Source organism: Zoogloea dura, from assembly GCF_012927165.1.
Classification (GTDB): domain Bacteria; phylum Pseudomonadota; class Gammaproteobacteria; order Burkholderiales; family Rhodocyclaceae; genus Zoogloea; species Zoogloea dura.
Genome location: NZ_JABBGA010000008.1, coordinates 133190 through 157300 on the forward strand (window position 1 = coordinate 133190; position 24111 = coordinate 157300).

Consider the following 24111-nt stretch of genomic DNA (forward strand, 5'->3'; position numbering starts at 1 on the left):
TCAGGACAGGGGCGCTGCGGACGGCGCCAGGGGCGACCCGAGGGCGCGGCCACAGGCCTGCCAGGCCTGGCCGCCATCGTCCTCGTCCACCAGTTGGGCATACTCGCGCACCAGCTGGGCCAGCGAGTCCGTCTCCAGCTTGATGCCCAGGCGTGCCCGATGGACCTCCACGGTGCGCGGCGACACGCTCAGGGCACGGGCGATCTCCTTGTTGGTGAGGCCGGCCACCACCATCCCCAGCACTTCCCGCTCACGCCCTGACAGGCGGGCATAGAGCGCCCGCGTGCGCAGTTCGCGCTGGTGTCGTACCCGGTTGAGAACCTGGGTGCCGATCGCCTTGCGCAGGGATTCGGCCAGCACTTCCAGCGGAGCATCGAGGGGCAGGAAGTCTGTTGCGCCGGCACGGAAGGCGCGCCGGCACAGGTCCACATCGCCCCCGTCCGCTCCTGCCGCTGTGACGATCAGGGGGATTCCCGCGCCTTGCTGCTGCAGTGTCCCGAGCAGGCTCAGGGCGCCGTCGTCCGGAAGGGACGCGTCGGCCAGGATCACGCAGGCCCGGGATGGGTCGAGATCCACCAGCAGGCGCTCCGCGCTGGAGCAGTGATGCAGGCTGGCGCCGAGCTGGCGTGCCACGCGCTGGAGCCTGCCCGGCAGCTGCGGGGCGGTGTCGATCACGTGGATCAGGGGGGAGGAGGCAAGGGGGGGCATGGCAGTCGGGGAGTCAGGGCCGTGAAGGTGGGCGGCGCAGGCCGGCGAGGCTGATCATGGCCAGGGCCAGGCCGATGAGCCCCATGCCGGCCATCTCCGCCGGGCTCGGGCGCTCGCCCAGCTGTAGCCAGCCGGACAGCACGCCGATGGCCGGGATGCCGAGGGCCGACAGGCCGGCGATGGCGGCGGGTAGGTGTTGCAGCACATACAGCCACAACAGCCAGGCCAGCCCGGTGGCGAACAGGGCATTGAAGGCCAGGGCGCCATAGAAATACGGTGTGGCGTCGATCGGGCGTGACGGCACCAGCAGGGCGGCCACGCACAGCACGATAGCGCCGAAAAGCATCTGCCAGGCGGTCAGGGCCAGCAGGTCCACCGCCTGTCGCTGGCGCAGGCGCTTGGCCACCACGGTGGCCAGGGCCCAGCACAGGCCGCCGCCCATGGCGAGCAGGTTGCTGAAGGCGCTGCCGCCCATCGACCAGGGTTCCAGGATCATCACCAGGCCGGCGGCGGCCACGCCGGTGGCGACCCACTGGGCGCTGCCGATCCGCTCGCCCAGCAACCAGGTGGCCAGCGGTGCCAGCCAGAAGGGCATGGTGTACACCAACACGGCGGTCTTGCCGGCCCCGCCATTCACCAGCGCCCACTGGATCAGCAGGGTGAAGGCCGCCGTCTGCAGCAGGCCGAGCAGCACCACGTCGCGGCCGGGGATCCGCCGCATCGGCCGGCCCAGCACGCGCATGGTCGCAAACAGCGCGGCGGCGCCCAGTACCGTGCGGATCGCCGAGAAGTCGAGGGGCGAGGCGAGGCGCGCCACCTCCTTCATGACGACCCAGTTGTAGCCCCAGATCAGTGACAGGACGAGCAGGGCCAGCAGGGCGCGGCGGGGCAGGGCGGAGGAGGAGGTCATGGCACTTCAGTGGAATCGTATTGAGGTCCGGCGCCAGGGCGTGGGAGGCCTGGCGGCAGGCAGGGCTCCCAGCATACGCAGAAGCCCTCCCCCAGGCACCCGCCGGGCCAGGTTCCCCGCCGCGGCTTCGATGTTGCACTGCGGTACGGGCAGAAGAGGGGCCGCATGCTCGGAGGAAGATTCGATGTTGCGAAGCAACAATATCGAAGCGCTTATTTCCCTTATCAGGACTCGGTTCAGCCAGCCGGAAACACGCCACCTACACTGGCTCCAGATCCCGGTGCCTCCGGGCATTTCTTCAGCGTCCGCAGAGACGCTCGAGCACACACAAGATAGAGGAGACCTCCATGTCGGAGCATTCAAAGGAATCAAAGGTCCAGCCGGTTGATCCGGTGGACGAGCGCCTGCCCACCGGGCGCTTGTTCACCCTGGGCCTGCAGCACGTGCTGGTGATGTATGCAGGGGCGGTGGCGGTGCCGCTGATCGTCGGGCGGGCCCTCAAGCTCGATGCGGAACACGTGGCCATGCTGATCTCGGCCGACCTGTTCTGCTGCGGCCTGGTCACCCTGATCCAGTCCCTCGGCTTCGGCCGTCACTTCGGCATCAAGCTGCCGGTGATGATGGGTGTCACCTTTGCCGCGGTCGGCCCGATGGTCGCCATGGCCAATGTGCAGAGCGGCCCCGAGGGGGCGCGGGCGATCTTTGGCGCGATCATTGGCGCGGGCCTCATCTCGATCGCCATCGCGCCCTTGATGAGCCGCCTGCTGCGCTTCTTCCCGCCGGTGGTGACCGGCACCATCATCGCCATCATCGGGATCAGCCTGATGCGGGTCGGCATCGGTTGGGCCATGGGCGGCCCGGCGCCGCTGGCCCAGAGTGTCGATGTGCCCAGGCTGGTGGCCATGGTGGATGCGGCCAAGGCCAGGGCGGCCGAGTCTGCCGCCAGCCTGCCCCCCGGTGCCGCCGCGCCCGAGGTCAAGCTGCCCGGCCCGGTGCCCATGAAGGACAACCCCAACTACGGCGCCCTCGACAACATGGGCATCGCCGCCTTCGTGCTGGCCACCATCCTGCTGCTGGTGCGCTATGGCCGTGGCTTCGTGTCGAACATCGCCGTGCTGCTGGGCATCGTGATCGGCTGCGTGGTGGCGGCCGGCATGGGCAAGATGCACTTCGACAAGGTGGCCCAGGCCCACTGGGTGGACATCGTCACCCCCTTCGCCTTCGGCATGCCCACCTTCGACATCGTGATGGTGCTGACCATGGCCCTGGTGATGGTGGTGGTGATGATCGAATCCACCGGCATGTTCCTGGCCCTGTCCGAGATCACCGGCCGCAAGATCAGCCAGCAGGACCTCTCCAACGGCCTGCGTACCGATGGCCTGGGCACCGTGATCGGCGGCCTCTTCAACACCTTCCCCTACACCAGCTTTTCGCAGAACGTGGGCCTGGTCGGCGTCACCGGGGTGAAGAGCCGCTGGGTCTGCGTGGCTGCCGGCATCATCATGGTGGTGCTCGGCATGCTGCCCAAGATGGCGGCCCTGGTGGAGTCGGTGCCCACCTTCGTGCTCGGTGGCGCTGGCCTGGTGATGTTCGGCATGGTGGCCGCCACCGGCGTGCGCATCCTCGCCAACGTGGATTTCAAGAGCAAGCGCAACAACCTGTACATCGTCGCCATCTCCATCGGCGCCGGCATGATCCCCCTGGTGGCGCCGCGCTGGACCCAGCAGATGTCCCACAGCCTGCACCCCCTGCTGGAGTCCGGGATCCTGCTCACCTCCATCGCCGCCGTGGCGCTGAACCTCTACTTCAACGGCGGCAAGGCCGACGAGGCCGGGGCCATCGAAGCCGCCAAGGCCGCCGAAGCCCACTAAGCCTTCCGCTCCACCCTCTCCCAGCTCCACCCTCAGCCAATCCGCCGTTCCGTCGCCATCGCGCGTGCAGTCCGCTGCACGCCGGGGCTTCGCTCGGCCATCGATCACAAGAAAAGAGGAGACACGACCATGATCCGCAGCCTCACCCTCGCCGCCCTGCTCGGCGCCATCGCCCCCGCCGCCCTTGCCGCCACCTGGAGCGACAGCTTCCTCGGCTACCGCTGGGGCACCCAGTTCCGCGAGCCGAACAACACCCAGGACGTGCGCAAGCATGTGCTGCAATTCACCCATGCCAGCGGCTATGCCACCGGCCAGAACTTCGTCAACCTGGACGTCCTGCAGTCCGACAAGAACGACCCGCTGTCCGGCGGCGGTTCCGGCGCCACCGAGTTCTACCTCACCTACCGCCACCAGCTGCACCTGGGCAAGCTGCTCGACAAGGACCTGTCCTTCGGCCCGGTCAAGGAAGTGGCCTTCACCGGCGGCTTCGACCTCAACACCAAGAACACCCGCTTCGCCCCCCGCAAGCGCCTGGTGGTGGCCGGCCCGACCCTCAAGTTCGACGTGCCCGGCTTCCTCGACGTGAGCCTGCTCGCCGGCAAGGAGTGGAACCACTGCGGCCTGGGCAGCCCGGCCTGCCCCGAGGCCGAGGTCGGCTTCGACCCGCAGCTGATCCTCAGCGTCAGCTGGGGCATCCCCTTCCAGGCGGCCTCCCTGCCCATGAAGTTCCAGGGCTTCCTCAACTACAACACCGCCAAGGGCCGCGACTACGCCAAGGTGAAGACCGAGGCCGAGACCCTGATGCGCACCTCCCTGATGGTGGACGTCGGCCAGCTGGCGGGTAGCCGCAAGAACACCCTGCTCGCCGGGGTCGGCTACGAGCTGTGGCTCAACAAGTTCGGCAACCACGCCAACGCCGCCGGCGTGACCAAGCCGGGCATCAACACCCGTACGCCGACTCTCCAGCTGGAATGGCATTTCTGATCCCGCTGCCGTATCCGGAGACTCATCCCCATGCATGAAATCACCCGCGTCGAGGGCCTCGAGATCCTCGACTCCCGCGGCAACCCCACCCTGCAGGCCACGGTCACCCTGGCCTCGGGCCACCAGGGCACGGCGGCGGTGCCGTCCGGTGCCTCCACCGGCAAGCGCGAAGCCCTCGAGCTGCGCGACGGCGACCCGGCGCGCTTCGGCGGCAAGGGCGTGCGCCGCGCCCTGGCCCACCTCGAAGGCCCCATCGCCGCCGCCCTGCGGGGCCGTGATGCCGCCGACCAGGCCGGCCTCGACCTGGCCCTGTGCGACCTCGACGGCACGGCCGACAAATCCCGCCTGGGCGCCAACGCCCTCCTCGCCGCGTCGCTGGCCTGCGCCCACGCCGCGGCGGCCGGCCGCGGCCTGCCCCTGTACCGCCACCTCGCCGTGGACGGGCTCGAGCCGCTGCTGCCGGTGCCGCTGATGAACGTCATCAATGGCGGCGCCCATGCCAACAACAGCCTGGACATCCAGGAGTGCATGATCGTCCCCCACGGCTTCGAGCGCTTCGGCGAGGCCCTGCAGGCCGGCGTCGAAGTCTTCCACGCCCTGCGCAGCCTGCTGCAGCGCTACGGCCTGCCCACCGCGGTGGGGGACGAGGGCGGCTTTGCCCCCAACGTGGCCGGCACCCGCCAGGCCCTCGACCTGATCCTCGAAGCCATCCGCGCCGCCGGCTACCAGCCCGGCGAGCAGGTCGCCCTGGCCCTCGACTGCGCCGCCTCCGAGTTTCACCGGGACGACCGCTACGTGCTGGCCGGCGAGGCCCGCGCCTTCACCCGCGCCGAGTTCTCCGACTACCTGGCAAGCCTGGTGAATGACTACCCCATCGTCAGCATCGAGGACGGCATGGCCGAGGACGACCGGGCCGGCTGGGGCCAGCTCACCGACCGCCTGGGGCGGCGCATCCAGCTGGTCGGCGACGACCTCTTCGTCACCGACGTGCACCTGCTGGCCGAAGGCGTGGAGCACGGCCTGGGCAACGCCATCCTGATCAAGCCCAACCAGATCGGCACCCTCGGCGAGACCCTGGCCGCCATGGCCTACGCCCGCCGCGCCGGCTACGCCGCCATCGCCTCCCACCGCTCCGGCGAGACCGGCGACACCACCATCGCCGACCTGGCCGTGGCCACCGCCTGCGGCCAGATCAAGACCGGCTCGGCGAGCCGCTCCGACCGCGTTGCCAAGTACAACCGCCTGCTCGCCATCGAACGGGAGCTGGGCAGCGCCGCCCGCTTCGCCGGCACGGCGGCCCTCGGGCGCCACTGAGAGGCCGCCATGCTGCTCGGACTGGCCCTGTTCTACGTGGGCGCGGTGCTGATCCTCAACGGCCTGTGGATGCTCGGCCGCATCGGCGACCGGGAGATCCCGGTGATCAACCTGTTCGCCGGCGGCCTCAGCCTGCTGGTGGCCCTCAAGCTGGCCTTCGGCGAAGGGGCCGACCTGGCCTCGGTGAAGGCGGCGGCCTTGTCGCTGCTCTTCTCCTTCACCTACCTGTGGGTCGCCATCAACCGCTACAGCGGCGCCGACGGCCGCGGTCTGGGCTGGTTCAGCCTGTTCGTGGCGATCACCGCTGTGCCGGTAGCCGCCGACGCCCTGGGCGCGGCCAGCTCGCCGGGTGAGTGGTGGCTGGGCCTGTCCTGGGTGGCCTGGTCGATACTCTGGCTGATGTTCTTCCTGCTGCTCGCCCTGGGCCGCCCCCTGGCCCGCTCCACCGCCTGCATGGCCATCGGGCAAGGCGTGCTGACCGGGTGGTTGCCGGGTTACCTGCTGCTGACGGGGGGGCTGTAGCTGTGTTTTGGGGGCTTTCCTTCGTTCCACGTTGGATTGGCCGGGATTTCGCCCCGGCGGGCGACCCCTTTCTTTGCGTCGCCAAAGAAAGGGGGAAAGAAAGGCGACCGGGCTTCCCCGGTCGTCCGCTTCGCGAACGACTCCCCTGCGCTGCTCGCATCGGGCGGCCGGCGCGGAACTCGTCGGCTACGCCTCCTCAGACAGCCGCGCCGGAAAGCCCCGCCCGATACTGCGCTGCTCGGCGGGTCAGAACGGGCTTTCAGCAAGCACCGAGCCTCTACGGAAAGACCGGTGGGTGCGAGACGCTGGGGTTTTGCTTTTCTCGTTGGAAGCCAACCTCGGCTTCAGCAAACGCGCGGTGTTTGCGAAAAGCCCGTTCCGACCCGCCGAGCAGCGGAACGGCAGGCGGGGTAGTCCGGCGCGGCTGTCTGAGCCCGCAGGGCGAGTTCCGCGCCGGCCGCCTGCCGTGAGCAGCGCAGGGCAGTCATTCGCGCAGCGAATGACCGGGGAGGCGGGTCGCCTTCTTTGCCTTCTTTCTTGGCGAAGCAAGAAAGAAGGTCGCCCGCCGGGGCGAACTCCCGGCCAATCCAACGTGGAACGAAGGACCCCCTCCACCCCATACCAAAAGTACCGAAAGAACCGATCCCGCCAGCAATTCAAACGGGATCTGCAAATCCCTAAGCTGTCCCCATCGACCCATCGGACAGACCTACAAGGAGACACACATGGCCCGAATGAGAGCAGTGGATGCAGCCGCCGCGGTGATGCGCAAGGAAGGCGTGGAGACCGTTTTCGGCGTGCCCGGCGCCGCCATCAACCCCCTTTACTCGGCGATGAAGAAGGACGGCGGCTTCAAGCATGTGCTGGCCCGCCACGTGGAGGGGGCCTCGCACATGGCAGAGGGCTTCACCCGCGCCCGGGCCGGCAACCTGGGGGTGTGCATCGGCACCTCCGGCCCGGCCGGCACCGACATGATCACCGGCCTGTATTCCGCCTCGGCGGATTCCATCCCCATCCTGTGCATCACCGGCCAGGCCCCCCGCGCCCGCCTCTACAAGGAGGACTTCCAGGCGGTGGACATCGAGTCCATCGCCAAGCCGGTGACCAAGTGGGCCGTCACCGTGCGCGAGCCGGCCCTGGTGCCGCGGGTCTTCCAGCAGGCCTTCCACATCATGCGTTCCGGCCGGCCCGGCCCGGTGCTGATCGACCTGCCCTTCGACGTGCAGATGGCCGAGATCGAGTTCGACATCGACACCTACGAAGCGCTGCCCCTGCACAAGCCGGCCGCCAGCCGCGCCCAGGCCGAGAAGGCCGTGGCCATGCTCAACGCCGCCGAGCGCCCGCTGATCGTGGCCGGCGGCGGGGTCATCAATGCCGACGCGGCGGCCCGCCTGCAGGAATTCGCCGAGCTCACCGGCGTGCCGGTGATCCCCACCCTGATGGGCTGGGGCAGCCTCCCCGACGACCACCCGCTGATGGCCGGCATGGTCGGGCTGCAGACCTCCCACCGCTACGGCAACGCGACCATGCTGGCCTCCGACTTCGTGATCGGCATCGGCAACCGCTGGGCCAACCGCCACACCGGCTCGGTGGAGGTGTACACCGAGGGCCGCAAGTTCGTGCATATCGACATCGAGCCGACCCAGATCGGCCGCGTCTTCGGGCCGGACTACGGGATCGTCTCCGACGCCGGCGCGGCCCTCGACCAGCTGATCGCGGTGGCCCGCGACCTGAAGGCGGCCGGCCAGCTGCCCTGCCGCAAGGCCTGGGCCGCCGACTGCCAGGAGCGCAAGCGCACCCTGCTGCGCAAGACCCACTTCGACACCACGCCGATGAAGCCCCAGCGCGTGTACGAAGAGATGAACAAGGCCTTCGGCCAGGACACCTGCTATGTCAGCACCATCGGCCTGTCGCAGATCGCCGCGGCCCAGTTCCTGCACGTGTACAAGCCCCGCCACTGGATCAACTGCGGCCAGGCCGGCCCTCTCGGGTGGACCATCCCGGCGGCCCTCGGCGTGTGCGCGGCCGACCCGCAGCGCAAGGTGGTGGCCATCTCCGGCGACTACGACTTCCAGTTCATGATCGAAGAGCTGGCCGTCGGCGCCCAGTTCAAGCTGCCCTACCTGCACGTGGTGGTGAACAACGCCTACCTGGGCCTGATCCGCCAGTCCCAGCGCGGCTTCGACATGGACTACTGCGTGCAGCTGGCCTTCGAGAACATCAACGCCCCCGAAACCGAAGGCTACGGCGTCGACCACGTCACGGTGGTCGAAGGCCTGGGCTGCAAGGCCATCCGCGTGCGCCAGGCCGCGGACATCCAGCCGGCCTTCGCCCAGGCCCGTGCCTGGATGGAGGCGTTCCGCGTGCCGGTGGTGGTCGAGATCATCCTCGAACGGGTGACCAACATCTCGATGGGCACCGAGATCAACGCCATCAACGAGTTCGAGGAGCTGGCCGAGAAGGGTGCCGACGCCCCCACCGCCATCGCCCTGCTGGATTGAACGCTGTGTGCCCGGGCGGCTGAAGCCGCCCCTACAAAGGAAAAGACCATGCCGCGCTTTGCTGCCAATCTCTCAATGCTGTTCACCGAGCTGCCCTTCATGGAGCGCTTCGGCGCCGCCGCCGCGGCCGGTTTCAAGGGGGTGGAATACCTCTTCCCCTATGCCTTCGCCAAGGAAGACCTGGCCGCCGGGCTGGCCCGCCACGGCCTGGTGCAGGTGCTGCACAACCTGCCCGCCGGCAACTGGGAGGCCGGCGAGCGGGGCATCGCCTGCCACCCGGAGCGGGTTGCCGAATTCCGCGACGGCGTTGCCCGGGCCATCGACTACGCCACCGCCCTGGGCTGCACCCAGCTCAACTGCCTGGCCGGCATCGCCCCGGCCGGCGTGTCCGCCGAAGTGCTGCGCGAGACCTTCGTGGCCAACCTGCGCTTTGCCGCGGCGCAGCTCGAGGAGGCCGGCATCCGCCTGCTGATCGAGCCGATCAACACCTACGACATTCCCGGCTTCTACCTCAACCGGACTGCCCAGGCCGCGGAGATCCTCGACGCGGTGGGCTCGGCCAACCTCTTCATCCAGTACGACATCTACCACGCCCAGCGCATGGAGGGCGAACTGGCCGCCACCATCGCCCGCCACCTGCCGCGCATCGCCCACATCCAGCTGGCCGACAACCCGGGCCGCCACGAGCCGGACAGCGGCGAGATCCACTACCCCTGGCTGCTGCGCCACATCGACGGCCTGGGCTACGAGGGCTGGATCGGCTGCGAATACAAGCCGGCCACCACCACCGCCGAAGGGCTCGGTTGGCTCCAGGCCTACTGAAGCCCCCACCCCGACGAGACCCCCACAAAGACAAGGACAGGAGACAAGATCATGGCAAACATCGGATTCATCGGCCTCGGCATCATGGGCGCCCCCATGGCCGGCCACCTCATCGCCGGCGGCCACACCGTGCACACCTACACCCACGGCGCCACCCCGGCGGCCCTCGTCGAAGCCGGCGCCAAAGCCTGCACCAGCGGTGCCGAGGTGGCGCGGGCGGCCGACATCATCATCACCATGGTGCCCGACACCCCCCACGTGGAGGACGCCCTGTTCAATGCCGAGGGCGTCGCCGCCGGCCTCAGCCCGGGCAAGATCGTGGTGGACATGAGCTCCATCTCCCCGGTGGCCACCAAGGGCTTCGCCCAGCGCATCCAGGCCCTCGGTTGTGACTACCTGGACGCCCCGGTGTCCGGCGGCGAGGTGGGCGCCCAGGCCGCCAGCCTGACCATCATGGTCGGCGGCAGCGAGGCCGCCTTCGACAAGGTGAAGCCCCTGTTCGAGCTGATGGGCAGGAACATCACCCTGGTGGGGGGCAACGGCGACGGCCAGATCACCAAGGTGGCCAACCAGATCATCGTGGCGCTGACCATCGAGGCGGTGGGCGAGGCCCTGCTGCTGGCCGCCAAGGCCGGTGCCGACCCGGCCAGGGTGCGCCAGGCCCTGATGGGCGGCTTCGCCAACTCGCGCATCCTCGAGGTGCACGGCGAGCGCATGGTGAAGCGGACCTTCGACCCGGGCTTCCGCATCGAACTGCACCAGAAGGACCTCAACCTGGCCCTCACCACCGGCCGCCAGCTCGGCGTGCCGCTGCCCAACACCGCCACCGCCCAGGAGCTCTTCAACGCCTGCGCGGCCCATGGCGGCGCCGGCTGGGACCACTCCGCCCTGGTGCGGGCGCTGGAGAAGATGGCCAACTTCGAGATCGGCCAGCAGGCCGCCTGAGGAGCCGAGCCATGCGCCACCTTGCCATCGAAGTGGGCTCGCGGCGCTTCGTCGCGCGCCTGGAGGAAGAGGCCGCGCCGAAGACCTGCGCGGCCTTCCTGAAGATGCTGCCCTTCTCCAACCAGGTCATCCACTCCCGCTGGAGCGGCGAGGCGGTGTGGGTGCCGCTGGCCGATTTCGACACCGGCCTGGATTTCGAGAACCACACCAGCCACCCCTCGCGCGGCGACGTGCTGCTCTACCCGGGCGGCTTCTCGGAGACCGAGATCCTGTTTGCCTACGGCAGCTGCCGCTTTGCCAGCAAGATGGGGCAACTGGCCGGCAACCACTTCCTGACCGTGGTGGAAGGGGCAGACCAGCTCATGGACATGGGCCGCGAGGTGTTGTGGAAGGGGGCGCAGTGGGTGAGGTTCATCGACCTGGGCAAGCGCTGAGCCGGGATTCAAGGCGCCGGGCTGCGGCAGTCGGGCTCCGGCTTGGAAGGGTCCAAATCCGCGCTGGAACATTCCATCTCAAACATGGAAGCGTCCAGATCAGGGATGGAACATTCCATCCCGAACATGGAAGTGTCCAAGTCCGGGATGGACGCGTCCAAGTCTGATTTGAACGCGTCCAGATCGGAGATGGACACTTCCAACCCGGACCTGGACTTGTGCAAATCAGGGATGGACAGGTCCAAGTCAGGCTTGGAACGGTCCAAGTCTGATATGAAAGCAGCTATGGCCGACCCCCGCAGGGCGGCGTCCCATCGATCAAAGGACAGAACATGACTTCCTCTTCCCCCCGTGACCTGCTCCAGGCCCTGTTCGCCGCGGCGGTCAATGCCGCCCAGCCGGAGCACTGCATCCCGCGCTTCCTGCCGGCGCCGCCCAAGGGGCGGACCCTGGTGATCGGGGCCGGCAAGGCCTCGGCGGCGATGGCCCGGGCCCTCGAGCGCCACTGGCCGGGCGAGCTGTCCGGGCTGGTGGTGACGCGCTATGGCTACGCCGTGCCCTGCGAACGCATCGAGATCGTCGAGGCGGCCCACCCGGTGCCCGACGCAGCCGGCCGCGAGGCCGCCGGCCGGCTGCTGGCACTGGTGCAGGGCCTCAGCGCCGACGACCTGGTGATCTGCCTGATCTCCGGCGGCGGCTCGGCCCTGCTGCCGCTGCCCGGCGAGGGCGTCAGCCTGGAGGACAAGCAGGCCATCAACCGGGCCCTGCTCAAGTCCGGCGCCACCATCTCGGAGATGAACTGCGTGCGCCGCCACCTCTCGGCCATCAAGGGCGGGCGCCTGGCGGCGGCCTGCCATCCGGCGCGGGTGGTGAACCTGTTGATCTCCGACGTGCCCGGCGACAACCCGATGGACATCGCCTCCGGCCCCACCGTGGCCGACCCCACCAGCTGCGCCGACGCACTGGAGATCGTGCGCCGCTACGCCATCGATCTGCCCGCCGGGGCCCGGGCCCTGCTCGACAGCGGCCGCGGCGAGACGGTGAAGCCGGGCGACCCCCGCCTCGCCGCCGTCGAGACCCACCTGGTGGCCACCCCCCAGATGGCCCTCGAAGCCGCCGCCGGGGTGGCCCGGGCGGCCGGCATCACCCCCGTGCTGCTGGGCGACAGCATCGAGGGCGAAGCCCGCGACGTGGGCAAGGTGATGGCCGCCATCGCCCTGCAGGTCAAGCGCCACGGCCAGCCGGTGGCCGCCCCCTGCGTGCTGCTGTCCGGCGGCGAGACCACCGTGACCGTGCGCGGCACCGGGCGCGGCGGGCGCAACGTGGAGTTCCTGCTGTCCCTGGCGGTGGCCCTGGACGGCGCCGCCGGCATCCACGCGGTGGCCGGCGATACCGACGGCGTGGACGGCCTGGAGGAGATCGCCGGGGCCCTGGTGGCCCCCGACACCCTGGCCCGCGCCTGGGCCCGGGGCATCCGCCCCCGTGACAGCCTCGACAACAACGACGGCCACGGCTTCTTCGACGCCCTGGGCGACAGCCTGGTCACCGGCCCGACCCTGACCAACGTGAATGACTTCCGGGCCATCCTGATCGGCTAGTGCCCGGCCGAACACACCCAAAGAGGAGACACACATGAAGACCACCCACGCATTGACGCTGGACGACGTAAAACGCATCGCCAGCGCCGCCGAGGCCGAGGCACGGGCCTGTGGCTGGGCCGTGAGCATCGCCGTGTGCGATGCCGGCGGCCACGCCCTGTGGCTGCAGCGCATGGACGACGCGCCCCTGATGAGCGCCGCCGTGGCCCCCGAGAAGGCCCGCACCAGCGTGCTCTCCGGCAAGCCCAGCAAGACCTATGAGGACATGGTCAACAACGGCCGCATCGCCGCCCTGGCCATGCCGGTGGTGCCCCTGGAAGGCGGCGAGCCGATCATCGTCGACGGGGTGGTGATCGGCGCGGTGGGCGTCTCCGGCGTCAAGGCCGGCGAGGACGCCCAGGTGGCGCGGGCCGGAGTCGCCGCCCTTGCCGCCCTTGGCGGGCTGGTGCAGGAAAGGCGGGTGGCCTGATGAAACGCGATCGCCGCTCCCGCATCCTGGCCACCCTCGGGCCGGCCAGCTCCACCGTCGAACGCATCCGCGAGCTGTGCGCGGCCGGCGCCGACGTGTTCCGCCTCAACTTCAGCCACGGCAGCCATGCCGACCATGCCGAGCGCCTCAAGCTGATCCGCCAGGTGGAGGCCGAGCGCGGCCACCCCATCGGCGTGCTGATGGATCTGCAGGGCCCCAAGCTGCGGGTCGGGCGCATGGCCGGCGGCAAGGTGCTGCTCGAGGCGGGCCAGCCCTTCCGCCTCGACCTCGATCCGGCGGAGGGCGATGCCAGCCGCGCCGGTCTGCCCCATCCGGAGATCTTCGCCGCGCTGGAGGCCGGCACCGAGCTGCTGCTCGACGACGGCAAGCTGCGCCTGCGGGTGGACCGCTTCGGCCCCGACTTCGCCGAGACCACCGTGCTGGTGGGGGGGGCCCTGTCCGACCGCAAGGGTGTCAACGTGCCTGGCGTGCTGCTGCCCATCTCCCCCCTCACCGCCAAGGACCGGGCCGACCTGGCCTTCGGCCTGGAGCTGGGCGTGGACTGGGTGGCCCTGTCCTTCGTGCAGCGTCCGGAGGACATCCGCGAGGCCCGCGAGCTGATCGGCGACAGGGCCTGGATCATGGCCAAGCTCGAGAAGCCGGCCGCCATCGACCACCTGGACGCCATCGTGGCCCTGGCCGACGGGGTCATGGTGGCCCGCGGCGACCTGGGCGTCGAGCTGCCGCCCCAGCAGGTGCCGGTGCTCCAGCGCCGCATCGTGCGCGCCGCCCGCAAGGCCGGCCGCCCGGTGGTGGTGGCCACCCAGATGCTCGAATCGATGATCAGCGCCCCGGTGCCGACCCGCGCCGAAGCCTCCGACGTGGCCACCGCGGTGTACGAGGGCGCCGACGCGGTGATGCTGTCCGCCGAGTCCGCCTCCGGCCTGTACCCGGTGGAGGCGGTGAGCATCATGGATCACATCATCGGCGAGGTGGAGCGCGACCCGGCCTGGCGCACCGAGCTGGAGGCCAGCCACACCCCGGCCGAGGCCAACACCCCGGACGCCATCTGCTGCGCCCTGCGGCGGGTGGCCGAACTGCTCGAGCCGGCCGCCACGGTGGCCTTCACCAGCTCCGGCTTCAGCGCCCTGCGGGCCAGCCGCGAGCGCCCCCTGGCGCCCATCCTGGCCCTCACCCCACGCCTCGCCACGGCGCGCCGCCTGGCCCTGGTGTGGGGCGTGCTGCCGGTGCCCTTCGACGAGGTGCATGACGTGGCCGAGATGATCGAGCACGCCACCGCCGCCACCCTCAAGGCCGGCGTGGCCCAGCCCGGCGACACCGTGGTGGTGGTGGCCGGCCTGCCCTTCGGCCAGCAGGGCAGCACCAACCTGCTGCATGTGGCGAGGGTGCCGGGGGTGCCGGGGGTGCCGGGGGTGCCGGGGGTGTAGGGGTGGGGGCACCTCGGTGCCTTTGCTGAACGGTTTTCCTTTGTTTTACGTTGGATTGGCCGGGAATTCGCCCCGGCGGGCGACCCCTTTCTTTGCGTCGCCAAAGAAAGGGGGAAAGAAAGGCGACCCGGCTTCCCCGGTCGTTCGCGTTGCGAACGACTCCCCTGCGCTGCTCGCATCGTGCGGCCGGCGCGGAACTCGTCGGCTACGCCTCCTCAGACAGCCGCGCCGGAAAGCCCCGCCCGCTGCTGCGCTGCTCGGCGGGTCAGAACGGGCTTTCAGCAAGCACCGAGCCTCTACGGAAAGACCGGTGGGTGCGAGACGCTGGGGTTGTGCTTGTGCGTTGATCATCACGCTCTGCTTCAGCAAACGCGCGGTGTTTGCGAAAAGCCCGTTCCGACCCGCCGAGCAGCGGAACGGCAGGCGGGGTAGTCCGGCGCGGCTGTTTGAGCCCGCAGGGCGAGTTCCGCGCCGGCCGCCTGCCGTGAGCAGCGCAGGGCAGTCATTCGCGCAGCGAATGACCGGGGAGGCGGGTCGCCTTCTTTGCCTCCTTTCTTGGCGAAGCAAGAAAGGAGGTCGCCCGCCGGGGCGAAATCCCGGCCAATTCAACGTGGAAAAAAGGAAAGCCCACCAGCAAAGCCACCCCAGCACCCGAACGCAAAATGACTGACAGTCCCCCAGCAGGCATTGATCCAGCGCCCCTCACCGTACCCCTTCATATCGTCCCCACACCGACAAAGGAACCCTCACCATGGACCGCTACACCGAACTGCGCAGCTTCGTGCTCGTCGCCGAGAAGGGCAGCTTCGCCTCGGCCGCGCTGCTCGAACAGGTGACGCCGGTGGTCATGGGCCGGCGGCTGGATGCGCTGGAAGGCCGCCTCGGCGTGAAGCTGATGCACCGCTCCACCCGCGGCCTGCACCTCACCGACCTGGGTGAGCGCTACCTGGAACAGGCCCGCCAGCTGCTGAAGGACTTCGACGAGGTGGAGGCGGGCATCAGCGCCGGGCGCCACACCGTGCGCGGCCACCTGGTGGTGTCGGCCCCGGCCGCCTTCGGGCGCCGCCACGTGGCCCCCCACGGCCCGGGCTTCCAGGCCCTGCACCCGGACATCAAACTGTCCTTCAACCTCACCGACAGCGTGGTGGACCTGGTGCGCGAAGGCTACGACATGGGCATCCGCATCGGCGAGGTGACCGACCCCAACTACGTGGCGGTGCGCCTCTACCCCAACCGCCGGGTGGTGTGCGGCACCCCGGCCTACTTCGCCACCCACGGCACGCCGCGCAGCCTGGAAGACCTGGCCGCCCACAACTGCCTGGCCTTCAACCTGCAAGGCGGCCAGCAGCGCGGCTGGTCCTTCCGCAAGGACGGCAAGCCCGTCGCCCTGCGCGTCAGCGGCAACCTCGACTGCAACGACGGCGAGCTGCTCTACGACTGGGTCCGGCAAGGCCTCGGCATCGGCTGGCGCTCCACCTGGGAGATCGAAGGCGAACTCAAGCGCGGCGAACTCGTCACCGTGCTCGACGACTTCGCCCTCAGCGCCTACGACATCCAGGCCGTCTACCCCCAGCAGCGCTACCTGCCGGCCAAGGTGAGGCACTTCATGGATTACCTGAAGGGGATCTACCAGACGGAGGGGTATTGGGAGCGCTGAGGGTGTTGCGCGTAACCACATCGGCCGCGGTGAGCTGTCGGTAAGCTGCGTCCGGTGCGGAGAATGCACTCTGGAGCTCGCGCTTGAGCGCTTTGAAGGCAGTCTGATCCGTGTCGAGCGGGCGCGTGCAAATGCTCTCACTGGCCCCCGGACCCTTTCGCGCGGTGATGCCGGCATTTGGCGCGGGCTTGGACTCAGATGAGGTGGATCGACTCATGCCAGGCTCCAGGACAAACAATGGGTATCAACGGTATCCAATCGCGGCTCGTTGCTCAAGCTAAGGTCGTCTCGTCGGCGTCTCCGTTGTCCGTCAGCCTGCTAAGCACCAGCAGGTGCCCGTTGCGCACCCCCTCCAGCGCCGCCGGGTCCCCTTCCAGGCGCCCAAGCACATTGCACGGCGAGGCCAGCCGTGCGGCCTGGCCCGGGCACAGCGGCACGGTGAGGGATGCGCCCTCGATCCAGTAGCACAGCGTCCCCGCTTCCACCACCTGCCGCGCTCCCGCCTCGCGCTTCAGGCCCAGTGCCGCGCTCAGCCGCATCTCCACACCGCGCCGGCTGGCGTTGGCGTGGATGGGCAGGGCCGAGAAGACGGCGCGGGCGCTGGGCGTGTCGAAAAGCCGGGCCGGCACCTGGCCGTGGTCCCAGGAAATGAGGATGCGCATGGGGGCGGCGGAATGATCGTCTGGGGGCTGACGATAGCGCCGCGTGGAGGAGGGGGGAATGGGCGGTGGGGTATTGACTGACGGTACGGGTGGCGTGGGGATGCGAGCTCGGGAAGCCGGAAGCCATGGACTGCTCCCCGAATCCCCGGTTGTAATGGCGTTACTCGACTTATTCCAACCGAAAGCCAGCCCATGACCAAATGGATCCTCATCGCCATCGTCGCCTTTGTCGCCTTCTTCCACTGGAATTCCGGCCGCACCGCGCGGGCCTTTGAAAAGGCCACCGCCGAGATCCAGCGCCGCGCGCCCTTCGAGGTGACGCCGGAGGTGCGCCTGGACAAGGCCGAGCTCAAGGGCAAGGAACTGGCCTTGTCGCTGACCCTGCTGGACGAGGAGGCCGATGCGCCCTTCGTGGAGCAACAGCAGAACATCCACCTGCTCAAGACCCAGCTGATCAAGGGCTGGTGCGCCAACAAGGACCTGCGGCCGGCGATCAACGACGGCTACGTGATCGCCGTGACGGCCCGGCGCGGGGATGGTTCGGAGCTGACCCGGGTGCGGGTGAACGAGGAGGAGTGCATCTGCGCGGTGCAGGGGGATATCTGCGTGATCCGCTAGCCAGGGAGGGGGCGTCCGGCTCTCGGCAAGACCCGTGCATCCGTGGGTTCGACCTTGCCCGGAGGTGTCTTCCTCCGGGCTGTCCTGTCAGGGCCTTGCGGCCCGCTGCGCCTTACTCCGGCTTGCGTGCCACCATCCCGATCAGCGCCGACTTGCCCTTGTGGGCCTTGCCCTCGGTGATGTCTTCCTCGTATTCGACGAGTTCCTCGATCTCCCAGTCGGCGAAGGCCTCCTCAAGGAGTTCGGGGGTGTACAGGTTTTCCACGGCGGAGGGCCCGCCGGTGCCGTACTCGAGCTGTTTCTGGGTGTAGCCCTGCAGCAGGATGCGGCCGCCGGGGCGGGTGAGCTGTTTCATCACGTCGAACTGGCGCTCGCGCCATTCGGGGCCGACGAACTGGATGAAGATGCCCACCACCCAGTCGAAGGCGTTGTGGAGTTCGGCGGGGGGCCAGCCGGGCGCGAACATGTCGGCTTGCAGGAAGCGTACGTCCATCTTGCGGCCGAGGGCGAGGCGGCGGGCCTTCTCGACGGCCACCGCCGAGAGTTCGATGGCGGTGACCTCCAGCCCCTGTTCCGCCAGCCATACGGAGTTGCGACCTTCCCCGTCGGCGACCGACAGGGCCGTGCTGCCATTGCTCAAGAGTTCGTGCCGGTGGGCGAGGAAGCGGTTCGGCTCGGTGCCGAACAGGTAGTCATCGCCGGCATCCCGGTAGCGCGTGCTCCACAGGGCTTCCTGGTTCATGGGTGGCTCCTCATCGTTCATGGTAGGGCGTGCTCCCTTGCGGTGAGTCCGCCGCCGTCCCGGTGGACGGCAACCGGATCGGACAGCGGATCGGGTGCACCGGTTCAGCGCGGCTGCATGGGCACTATAATCCCGGCATGCCTATTGTTCATGCTCCTCTGGTGGTCGCGGGCGACCACGACGACCTGTCCCTGGCCGTGTTGCGCCAGTTCCGCGTGATCTTTGGCTCGGTGCGCCAGCATTTCCGCGAGATCGAGCAGCAGTGCGGCGTGTCCGGCTCCCAGCTGTGGCTGCTGCACGAGATTGCACGCACGCCGGGTATTGGCGTGTCGGCCCTGGCCCAGCGCCTGTCCATCCACCAGTCCACCTGCAGCCAGCTGGTGGACAAGCTCGAGGTGCGCGGCCTGGTGCGCAAGGAGCGTGGGCGGGAAGACCAGCGCCGGGTGGGGCTGGCCCTGGCCGAGGGGGCGGAGACGATGCTGGCGGCGGCGCCAGGCCCGGTCGAAGGCGTGCTGCCGGAGGCCCTGGAGGGGCTGCCGGAAGACATCCTGCGCCAGCTCAACGGTGGCCTGGCCCAGCTCATCGAGCGCCTGGCGCGGCGCGACGAGCCCTCTGCCGGACGGCATCTGTCCGAGCTGTGAGGCGGTCTGCCGTGCGCCCGCCACCGGGCGGCATACGACAAGCCTGATATCCGTTATAAGCATTCCTGCACGCACGCCGGGGGCTGGGCTCCTACACTTCGGGCATCACTTAGCGACATGAGTAGCCGGAGCCCGACATGCCTGTTCTGCCCCCCACCTCCCTTGATCCCGCCTATCCCCGCGACCTGATCGGCTACGGCCGCAAGCCGCCCTTCGCCGACTGGCCGGGCAAGGCCAGGGTGGCGGTGCAGTTCGTCCTCAATTACGAGGAGGGCGGCGAGAACAGTGTGCTGCATGGCGATGCGGGTAGCGAACAGTTCCTGTCCGAGCTGTTCAACCCGGCCAGCTACCCGGACCGCCATCTGTCGATGGAGGGGGTCTACGAGTACGGCTCGCGGGTCGGGGTGTGGCGCATCCTGCGGGAGTTCGAGCGGCGCGGCCTGCCGATGACCATCTTCGGCGTGTCGATGGCCCTGCAGCGCCACCCGGAACTGACCGCCGCCTTCCGCGAGCTGGGCCACGAGATCGCCTGCCACGGCTGGCGCTGGATCCACTACCAGAACGTGGACGAGGCCACCGAGCGCGAGCACATGCGCATCGGCATGGAGATCATCGAGCAGCTTACCGGCGAGCGCGCGCTGGGCTGGTACACCGGCCGGGATTCGCCCAACACCCGCCGCCTGGTGGCCGACTACGGCGGCTTCCTGTACGACTCGGATTACTACGGTGACGACCTGCCCTTCTGGACTCCGGTGCAGAAGACCGACGGCAGCCAGGTGCCCCACCTGGTGGTGCCCTACACCCTCGACACCAACGACATGCGCTTCTCGCTGCCCCAGGGTTTCTCCCACGGCGATGAGTTCTTTGAATACCTGCGCGATGCTTTCGACGTGATGTACGAGGAGGGCGACGAGCGGCCGGCCATGCTCAGCGTCGGCATGCACTGCCGCCTGCTGGGGCGCCCGGGGCGCTTCCTCGCTCTGCAGCGCTTTCTCGACCATATCGAAAAGCATGATCGGGTGTGGGTATGCCGGCGGGTGGATATTGCCCGCCATTGGATGGAGAAGCACCCCTTCCGGGGCTGAGCACCCGTCTGCATCTGCCCGCATTGACCTCTCAGCGACAACCAAACCCCAACAGATTCCAAGGAGACTTACCCATGGCCAGCCATACCCCCGGCGCCCCCGTCTTTGCCCCCGCCGCCGACCTGCCCGACTGGGCCCTGCGTTCGGTGGATCTCGCCAACCCGCGCCTGGGTGCCCGGGCCTTGTACGCCTCGGACGATTTCTTCGCCGAGGTGTCGCGCATGCTCAACCCGGAGCCGGCGCAGTTCGTGCCCGGCAAGTTCGACACCAACGGCAAGTGGATGGACGGCTGGGAGTCCCGCCGCAAGCGCGTGGCCGGCCACGACTGGGCGCTGCTGAAGCTGGGCGTGAAGGGCATCATCCGCGGCTTCGACGTGGACACCAGCCACTTCACCGGCAACTACCCGCCGGCGGTGTCCATCGAGGCCACCGTGTCGGCCAGCGATGAGGTAGAGGCCCTCAAGGCGGCCACCTGGACCGAGATCCTGCCGGCCACGCCGCTCGGCCCCAACAGCCACCACATCCTGGAATGCGCCAGCGCCGACGCCTGGACCCACCTGCGGGTGAACATCTACCCGGACGGCGGCATCGCCCGGTTGCGCGTGTATGGGCGCCCGGTGGGGGCGCTGGAGAGCCTCACCGGCGACGAGACCATCGACCTGCTGGCGATGGAGAACGGCGGCCGCGCCGTGTCGTGGAACGACGCCAGTTTCGGCTCCACCGTGGCGGCGCTGCTGCTGCCCGGGCGTGGCCAGAACATGGGCGATGGCTGGGAGACCCGGCGCCGCCGCGAGCCGGGCAACGACTGGTGCGTGCTGGAGCTGGGCGCCCCGGGCACGGTGGACCGGATCGAAGTGGACACCGCCTTCTTCAAGGGCAACTACCCGGACCGCTGCTCCATCCAGGCTGCTTACGTGAGCGGCGGCACCGACCGCTCGATCACCACCCAGTCCATGTTCTGGCAGACCCTGCTGCCGGAGCAGAAGCTGCAGATGGACGCGGTGCACAGCTTCAGCGAAGAGATCGCCCGGCTCGGCCCGATCACCCACGTGCGTTTCAACATCTTCCCCGACGGTGGCGTGTCGCGCCTGCGCCTGTGGGGCAAGGTCGAGAAGAAGTAAGGGGCGCGCCATGAGCGGCATCCAGGACTTGCAGGACATTCACGACCTCCGGGTCGAGCCCCTCACCCGGGAGGCCTTCGCACCCTTCGGCGACGTCATCGAGGCCAGCGACGCGGTGCGCCACTTCACCATCAACGGCGGCAACACCGAGCGCTACCACGACCTGGCGAATGTCGAGCCGGGGCCGGAGGGCAAGGTGATCGTCTCGATCTTCCGCGGCCAGCCGCGCAGCCTGCCCTTCGTGGTGGAGATGATGGAGCGCCACCCGCTGGGCAGCCAGGCCTTCATGCCCCTCAACGGCAAGCCCTACCTGGTGGTGGTGGCGGAGGCCGGTGATCCGCCCGGGGTGGGCGATCTGCGGGTCTTCCTGGCGCGCGGCGACCAGGGCGTCAACTACGCCCGCGGGGTGTGGCACCACCCGCTGCTGGCCCTTGGGTCAGTGTGCGACTTCCTGGTGGTGGACCGCAGCGGGATTGCTGCCAACAGCGCCCCCAACTGCGACGAGGTTCCCATCACCCCGGCGGGCCGCATCCCGGCCTGAGCCTTGCTGCCCGGGTCGGCGCGGGGCTTACAATCCCGCGCATGGACAACCCCTTCCTGACCCGGGCCGAGCTGCTGTTCTTCCAGGACCGGCATGCCGAGGCCCTGCGCACGGCCCGCATGGGCCTGGCGCTGTTTACGGACGACCCCGACCTGCTCGAGATCGTCGCCCACTGCGCCAGCGTGCTCGGCGACGTGGACGAGGCCGCAGCCTGCTGGGCACGTCTGGCTACCCTGTGCCCCGAAGCGGCCGAGCCCCGCAATGAAAGAGCCATCCTGCTCGGCCGGCTGGGGCGGGTGGAGGAGGCCGAGGCGGAGTTCCGCGCCGCCATCGAGCGTGCCCCCGGCTGGGCCGCGACCCATTCCAACCTGGGCACCCTGCTGGCCGACCTGGCCCGCGACGGGGAGGCCGAGGCCTGCTTCCGCCGCGCCCTGGCGCTGGATCCGGATTCCGCCGTGGCGGCCAGGAACCTGGGCCAGCTGCTGCTCGCCACGGGCCGCTTCGACGAAGGCTGGGCCCTCCACGAGAGCCGCCTGCGGGAGACCCCGCCGGTGTCGGTGCCCGCCGACATGCCCTGCCGCTTCTGGCAGGGTGAGCCACTGGCCGGCAGGTCCGTGCTGGTGCTGCCCGAGCAGGGCCTGGGCGACGAGATCCAGTTCAGCCGCTACCTGCCGTGGCTCAAGGCCCAGGGCGCGGCGCGGGTCACCCTGGTCTGCCGGGCGGCCCAGAAGGCCTTGTTTGCCAGCCTGGCCGGCGTGGACCAGCTGCTCGCGCTGGAGGACGAGGCCGACGGCCTGCTCGAGGCCCACGACTACTGGACCCTGCTGCTGAGCCTGCCCTTCCGCGCGGCGACCCGCGCCGACAGCATCCCCGCCGACCTTCCCTACCTGCACCCCGACCCGCTGCGCCAGGCCGCGCTGGCGCCGCTCCTTGCCGGCGCCGGGCGCAAGGTGGGCCTGGTGTGGCGGGGCAATCCGGCCCACGCCAACGACCGCGACCGCTCCCTGCCCGACCTGTCGCTGCTGGCGCCCCTGTGGGCGGTGCCGGGGCTGCGCTTCTTCAGCCTGCAGGTCCCCGCGCAGCCGTTGCCAGCGGGGCTACATGAGGGGCTGCCGCTGACCAACCTGGCGCCGCATCTGCATGACTTCGCCGACACCGCCGCCGTGCTGGCCGGGCTGGATCTGCTGATCTCGGTGGATACCTCCAGCGCCCACCTGGCCGGCGCGCTGGGCCTGCCCTGCTGGCTGCTGCTCCCCGCCTGGCGCTGCGACTGGCGCTGGCAGCGGGGGCGCAGCGACAGCCCGTGGTATCCGCGCACCCGCCTGTTCCGCCAGTCGCACCGCGGCGAGTGGGGAGAGGTGGTCGAGGCGGTGGGCCGGGCGCTGGCCGGATGGGCGGCGGGGCCGCCCGCCTGAGGTCTGATGTCTGCCGGTCAACGCACAAGGGGCCACGCGAGCGCGGCCCCTTGTGCGTTTGAAAATGGATTTCAGACGCCGTTGAAGCGCAGCAGCGTGGTCCGCGCCGTGATGGTGCCGTTGCCGTCGGCGCTCTGCAGGAAGAGGCCGCGGTAGGGGCCTTCGGCGACGCTCCAGCTGGTGGACTTGGTGGTGATGCCGTCCATGGTGGTCTCGCTGCTCATCTTGCAAGCCTTGAAGCTACCCGCCGGCACGCTGATGGTCTCGGTGCCGAGGAAGGTTTCCTTGAGGGTCTGGGTCTTGTCGGGAGAAGCCGCGGGGCCCTCGAACTTGACCGTGTACGTATAGCTGCGGGGCGTGTTGAGGGGCAGGGTGTAGGGCTTGCGCAGGGCGGGGTCGATGGAGGTGGTGGTGCTCACCGAGACGCCCAGGGTGGACACCAGGCTGATCTGCCCGAAGGTGACCGCTTCGCTGCTTTCCAGGCGGGTGTAGTTCTTCACCTGAGTTGTGCTGCCGGCACCGATACCTGTCGTGATGGTGGTGTCCACCTGAAGTTCGGTAGCGGTGTTGCCCTTGAAGGTGGTGCTGCCATTGACGGTGTAGCGGTTGCTGGTGGCCGTGGCCACGGAGCCGCTGCCGTCCAGGTTCTGCACGTCGATCTGGTAGTTGTTGCCGGTGGTGTACAGCGCGGCATTGGTGAAGCAGTCCCCCGAGTCGCTGCCGGCAGTGGTGGTGGTGCCGGTGCCCGTTCCGCCGCTGCCGGCTGAAGACCCGCTGCCCGCCGCGCTGCTGGAGGGGGTACCGGACGAGCCTCCATCGCTGCCGCAGGCGGACAGCAGGACGGACAGCATGAGAACGGACAGCAGCTTCAGCTTCATCGAACCAATCTCCCGGAATGGATAGTCATGTGGGTTGAGGGCAGGCGCAGGCGGCTTGCGTGGCAGGGGCCTCGGTACGTAAAGAAGTGTAAGGAATGACCTTCGGGCCGCCCGTGATGAAGCGCCGTCGCCATGGGCATACTTCACGGATCGCAGCATTCGCCGGGGGGGCGGCGATCACGGGCGTTTCTTGGCGCAGATCAAGGTTTCCAGCGGGGGAGAGGC

Annotated in this window: 23 protein-coding genes; 18 read left to right on the top strand and 5 right to left on the bottom strand. The window is 69.2% G+C overall.

Translation table 11 applies throughout. The features are described from left to right. Both HHL15_RS12075 and HHL15_RS12080 read right to left on the bottom strand, forming a co-directional pair. Complete coding sequence (locus HHL15_RS12075; RefSeq protein ID WP_169146017.1) at nt 1–708, bottom strand: response regulator transcription factor; 708 nt, start codon at nt 706–708, stop codon at nt 1–3. A gap of 13 nt (nt 709–721) precedes the next feature. Then, on the bottom strand, nt 722–1618 hold the full coding sequence (locus HHL15_RS12080; protein ID WP_169146018.1) for a DMT family transporter: 897 nt from the start codon (nt 1616–1618) through the stop codon (nt 722–724). Between the two features lie 347 nt (nt 1619–1965). On the opposite strand from HHL15_RS12080, the gene HHL15_RS12085 reads away from it, so the two are divergent. The 12 genes from HHL15_RS12085 to HHL15_RS12140 all read left to right on the top strand — a co-directional run bounded on the left by HHL15_RS12085 (nt 1966) and on the right by HHL15_RS12140 (nt 16183). Continuing rightward, complete coding sequence (locus HHL15_RS12085; protein ID WP_169146019.1) at nt 1966–3489, top strand: nucleobase:cation symporter-2 family protein; 1524 nt, start codon at nt 1966–1968, stop codon at nt 3487–3489. Between the two features lie 129 nt (nt 3490–3618). Next, on the top strand, nt 3619–4473 hold the full coding sequence (locus HHL15_RS12090; RefSeq protein WP_169146020.1) for a hypothetical protein: 855 nt from the start codon (nt 3619–3621) through the stop codon (nt 4471–4473). A gap of 30 nt (nt 4474–4503) precedes the next feature. Then, nucleotides 4504–5787, top strand: a complete 1284-nt coding sequence (gene eno / locus HHL15_RS12095) for a phosphopyruvate hydratase (RefSeq protein ID WP_169146021.1) — start codon at nt 4504–4506, stop codon at nt 5785–5787. 9 nt (nt 5788–5796) lie between these two features. Beyond that, nucleotides 5797–6309, top strand: a complete 513-nt coding sequence (locus tag HHL15_RS12100) for an AmiS/UreI family transporter (RefSeq protein ID WP_169146022.1) — start codon at nt 5797–5799, stop codon at nt 6307–6309. 725 nt (nt 6310–7034) lie between these two features. Continuing rightward, nucleotides 7035–8810 carry a glyoxylate carboligase gene (gene gcl / locus HHL15_RS12105; protein ID WP_169146023.1) on the top strand — a complete coding sequence of 592 codons (1776 nt, stop codon included), beginning with the start codon at nt 7035–7037 and terminating at the stop codon, nt 8808–8810. 48 nt (nt 8811–8858) lie between these two features. Next, the gene (hyi, locus tag HHL15_RS12110; protein WP_169146024.1) at nt 8859–9632 is read left to right on the top strand and encodes a hydroxypyruvate isomerase; all 774 of its coding nucleotides are present in this window, start codon (nt 8859–8861) and stop codon (nt 9630–9632) included. A 51-nt stretch (nt 9633–9683) separates the two neighbouring features. Further along, on the top strand, nt 9684–10577 hold the full coding sequence (locus HHL15_RS12115; RefSeq protein WP_169146025.1) for a 2-hydroxy-3-oxopropionate reductase: 894 nt from the start codon (nt 9684–9686) through the stop codon (nt 10575–10577). 11 nt (nt 10578–10588) lie between these two features. After that, nucleotides 10589–11011, top strand: coding sequence for a DUF3830 family protein (locus HHL15_RS12120; RefSeq protein ID WP_169146026.1), 423 nt, complete (start codon nt 10589–10591; stop codon nt 11009–11011). 332 nt (nt 11012–11343) lie between these two features. Next, on the top strand, nt 11344–12609 hold the full coding sequence (locus HHL15_RS12125; RefSeq protein WP_169146027.1) for a glycerate kinase type-2 family protein: 1266 nt from the start codon (nt 11344–11346) through the stop codon (nt 12607–12609). Nucleotides 12610–12643: 34 nt separating this feature from the next. Beyond that, nucleotides 12644–13078, top strand: coding sequence for a GlcG/HbpS family heme-binding protein (locus HHL15_RS12130; RefSeq protein WP_169146028.1), 435 nt, complete (start codon nt 12644–12646; stop codon nt 13076–13078). Continuing rightward, nucleotides 13078–14526 carry a pyruvate kinase gene (gene pyk / locus HHL15_RS12135; RefSeq protein ID WP_169146029.1) on the top strand — a complete coding sequence of 483 codons (1449 nt, stop codon included), beginning with the start codon at nt 13078–13080 and terminating at the stop codon, nt 14524–14526. The genes HHL15_RS12130 and pyk overlap by 1 nt, the downstream gene beginning before the upstream one ends. A 751-nt stretch (nt 14527–15277) precedes the next feature. Next, nucleotides 15278–16183, top strand: coding sequence for a LysR family transcriptional regulator (locus HHL15_RS12140; RefSeq protein WP_169146030.1), 906 nt, complete (start codon nt 15278–15280; stop codon nt 16181–16183). A gap of 272 nt (nt 16184–16455) precedes the next feature. Here the strand turns inward: HHL15_RS12140 and HHL15_RS12145 are convergent, their stop codons facing one another. Next, on the bottom strand, nt 16456–16845 hold the full coding sequence (locus tag HHL15_RS12145) for a cyclophilin-like fold protein (protein WP_169146031.1): 390 nt from the start codon (nt 16843–16845) through the stop codon (nt 16456–16458). Between the two features lie 192 nt (nt 16846–17037). Here HHL15_RS12145 and HHL15_RS12150 point away from each other — a divergent pair, with 192 nt between their 5' ends. After that, nucleotides 17038–17463: a hypothetical protein gene (locus tag HHL15_RS12150; RefSeq protein WP_169146032.1), complete on the top strand. Its 426-nt coding sequence runs from the start codon at nt 17038–17040 to the stop codon at nt 17461–17463. 112 nt (nt 17464–17575) lie between these two features. Here HHL15_RS12150 and HHL15_RS12155 read toward each other — a convergent pair whose 3' ends face one another. Beyond that, nucleotides 17576–18205: an SAM-dependent methyltransferase gene (locus tag HHL15_RS12155; protein ID WP_169146033.1), complete on the bottom strand. Its 630-nt coding sequence runs from the start codon at nt 18203–18205 to the stop codon at nt 17576–17578. 137 nt (nt 18206–18342) lie between these two features. Here HHL15_RS12155 and HHL15_RS12160 point away from each other — a divergent pair, with 137 nt between their 5' ends. The 5 genes from HHL15_RS12160 (at nt 18343) to HHL15_RS12180 (ending at nt 23008) form a co-directional block, all read left to right on the top strand. After that, nucleotides 18343–18846, top strand: coding sequence for a MarR family winged helix-turn-helix transcriptional regulator (locus HHL15_RS12160; protein WP_169146034.1), 504 nt, complete (start codon nt 18343–18345; stop codon nt 18844–18846). 137 nt (nt 18847–18983) lie between these two features. After that, entirely contained in the window at nt 18984–19931 is a 948-nt protein-coding gene (gene puuE / locus HHL15_RS12165; protein WP_169146035.1) for an allantoinase PuuE, read from the top strand. A 74-nt stretch (nt 19932–20005) separates the two neighbouring features. Beyond that, on the top strand, nt 20006–21052 hold the full coding sequence (alc, locus tag HHL15_RS12170) for an allantoicase (protein ID WP_169146036.1): 1047 nt from the start codon (nt 20006–20008) through the stop codon (nt 21050–21052). 10 nt (nt 21053–21062) lie between these two features. Next, nucleotides 21063–21593, top strand: a complete 531-nt coding sequence (locus HHL15_RS12175; protein ID WP_169146037.1) for an ureidoglycolate lyase — start codon at nt 21063–21065, stop codon at nt 21591–21593. Nucleotides 21594–21634: 41 nt separating this feature from the next. Beyond that, nucleotides 21635–23008 carry a tetratricopeptide repeat protein gene (locus HHL15_RS12180; RefSeq protein WP_169146038.1) on the top strand — a complete coding sequence of 458 codons (1374 nt, stop codon included), beginning with the start codon at nt 21635–21637 and terminating at the stop codon, nt 23006–23008. A 71-nt stretch (nt 23009–23079) separates the two neighbouring features. Here the strand turns inward: HHL15_RS12180 and HHL15_RS12185 are convergent, their stop codons facing one another. Further along, on the bottom strand, nt 23080–23886 hold the full coding sequence (locus tag HHL15_RS12185; protein WP_169146039.1) for a hypothetical protein: 807 nt from the start codon (nt 23884–23886) through the stop codon (nt 23080–23082). Nucleotides 23887–24111 lie beyond the last annotated feature (225 nt).

Coding starts and splice junctions, on each gene's coding strand:
- puuE (WP_169146035.1), top strand. CDS start 18,984: ATGCCTGTTCTGCCCCCCACCTCCCTTGATCCCGCCTATCCCCGCGAC.
- HHL15_RS12130 (WP_169146028.1), top strand. CDS start 12,644: ATGAAGACCACCCACGCATTGACGCTGGACGACGTAAAACGCATCGCC.
- HHL15_RS12180 (WP_169146038.1), top strand. CDS start 21,635: ATGGACAACCCCTTCCTGACCCGGGCCGAGCTGCTGTTCTTCCAGGAC.
- gcl (WP_169146023.1), top strand. CDS start 7,035: ATGGCCCGAATGAGAGCAGTGGATGCAGCCGCCGCGGTGATGCGCAAG.
- HHL15_RS12125 (WP_169146027.1), top strand. CDS start 11,344: ATGACTTCCTCTTCCCCCCGTGACCTGCTCCAGGCCCTGTTCGCCGCG.
- HHL15_RS12090 (WP_169146020.1), top strand. CDS start 3,619: ATGATCCGCAGCCTCACCCTCGCCGCCCTGCTCGGCGCCATCGCCCCC.
- HHL15_RS12185 (WP_169146039.1), bottom strand. CDS start 23,886: ATGAAGCTGAAGCTGCTGTCCGTTCTCATGCTGTCCGTCCTGCTGTCC.
- HHL15_RS12075 (WP_169146017.1), bottom strand. CDS start 708: ATGCCCCCCCTTGCCTCCTCCCCCCTGATCCACGTGATCGACACCGCC.
- HHL15_RS12175 (WP_169146037.1), top strand. CDS start 21,063: ATGAGCGGCATCCAGGACTTGCAGGACATTCACGACCTCCGGGTCGAG.
- HHL15_RS12160 (WP_169146034.1), top strand. CDS start 18,343: ATGCCTATTGTTCATGCTCCTCTGGTGGTCGCGGGCGACCACGACGAC.
- HHL15_RS12080 (WP_169146018.1), bottom strand. CDS start 1,618: ATGACCTCCTCCTCCGCCCTGCCCCGCCGCGCCCTGCTGGCCCTGCTC.
- HHL15_RS12085 (WP_169146019.1), top strand. CDS start 1,966: ATGTCGGAGCATTCAAAGGAATCAAAGGTCCAGCCGGTTGATCCGGTG.
- HHL15_RS12120 (WP_169146026.1), top strand. CDS start 10,589: ATGCGCCACCTTGCCATCGAAGTGGGCTCGCGGCGCTTCGTCGCGCGC.
- HHL15_RS12100 (WP_169146022.1), top strand. CDS start 5,797: ATGCTGCTCGGACTGGCCCTGTTCTACGTGGGCGCGGTGCTGATCCTC.
- HHL15_RS12155 (WP_169146033.1), bottom strand. CDS start 18,205: ATGAACCAGGAAGCCCTGTGGAGCACGCGCTACCGGGATGCCGGCGAT.
- HHL15_RS12150 (WP_169146032.1), top strand. CDS start 17,038: ATGACCAAATGGATCCTCATCGCCATCGTCGCCTTTGTCGCCTTCTTC.
- pyk (WP_169146029.1), top strand. CDS start 13,078: ATGAAACGCGATCGCCGCTCCCGCATCCTGGCCACCCTCGGGCCGGCC.
- hyi (WP_169146024.1), top strand. CDS start 8,859: ATGCCGCGCTTTGCTGCCAATCTCTCAATGCTGTTCACCGAGCTGCCC.
- HHL15_RS12115 (WP_169146025.1), top strand. CDS start 9,684: ATGGCAAACATCGGATTCATCGGCCTCGGCATCATGGGCGCCCCCATG.
- HHL15_RS12140 (WP_169146030.1), top strand. CDS start 15,278: ATGGACCGCTACACCGAACTGCGCAGCTTCGTGCTCGTCGCCGAGAAG.
- eno (WP_169146021.1), top strand. CDS start 4,504: ATGCATGAAATCACCCGCGTCGAGGGCCTCGAGATCCTCGACTCCCGC.
- alc (WP_169146036.1), top strand. CDS start 20,006: ATGGCCAGCCATACCCCCGGCGCCCCCGTCTTTGCCCCCGCCGCCGAC.
- HHL15_RS12145 (WP_169146031.1), bottom strand. CDS start 16,845: ATGCGCATCCTCATTTCCTGGGACCACGGCCAGGTGCCGGCCCGGCTT.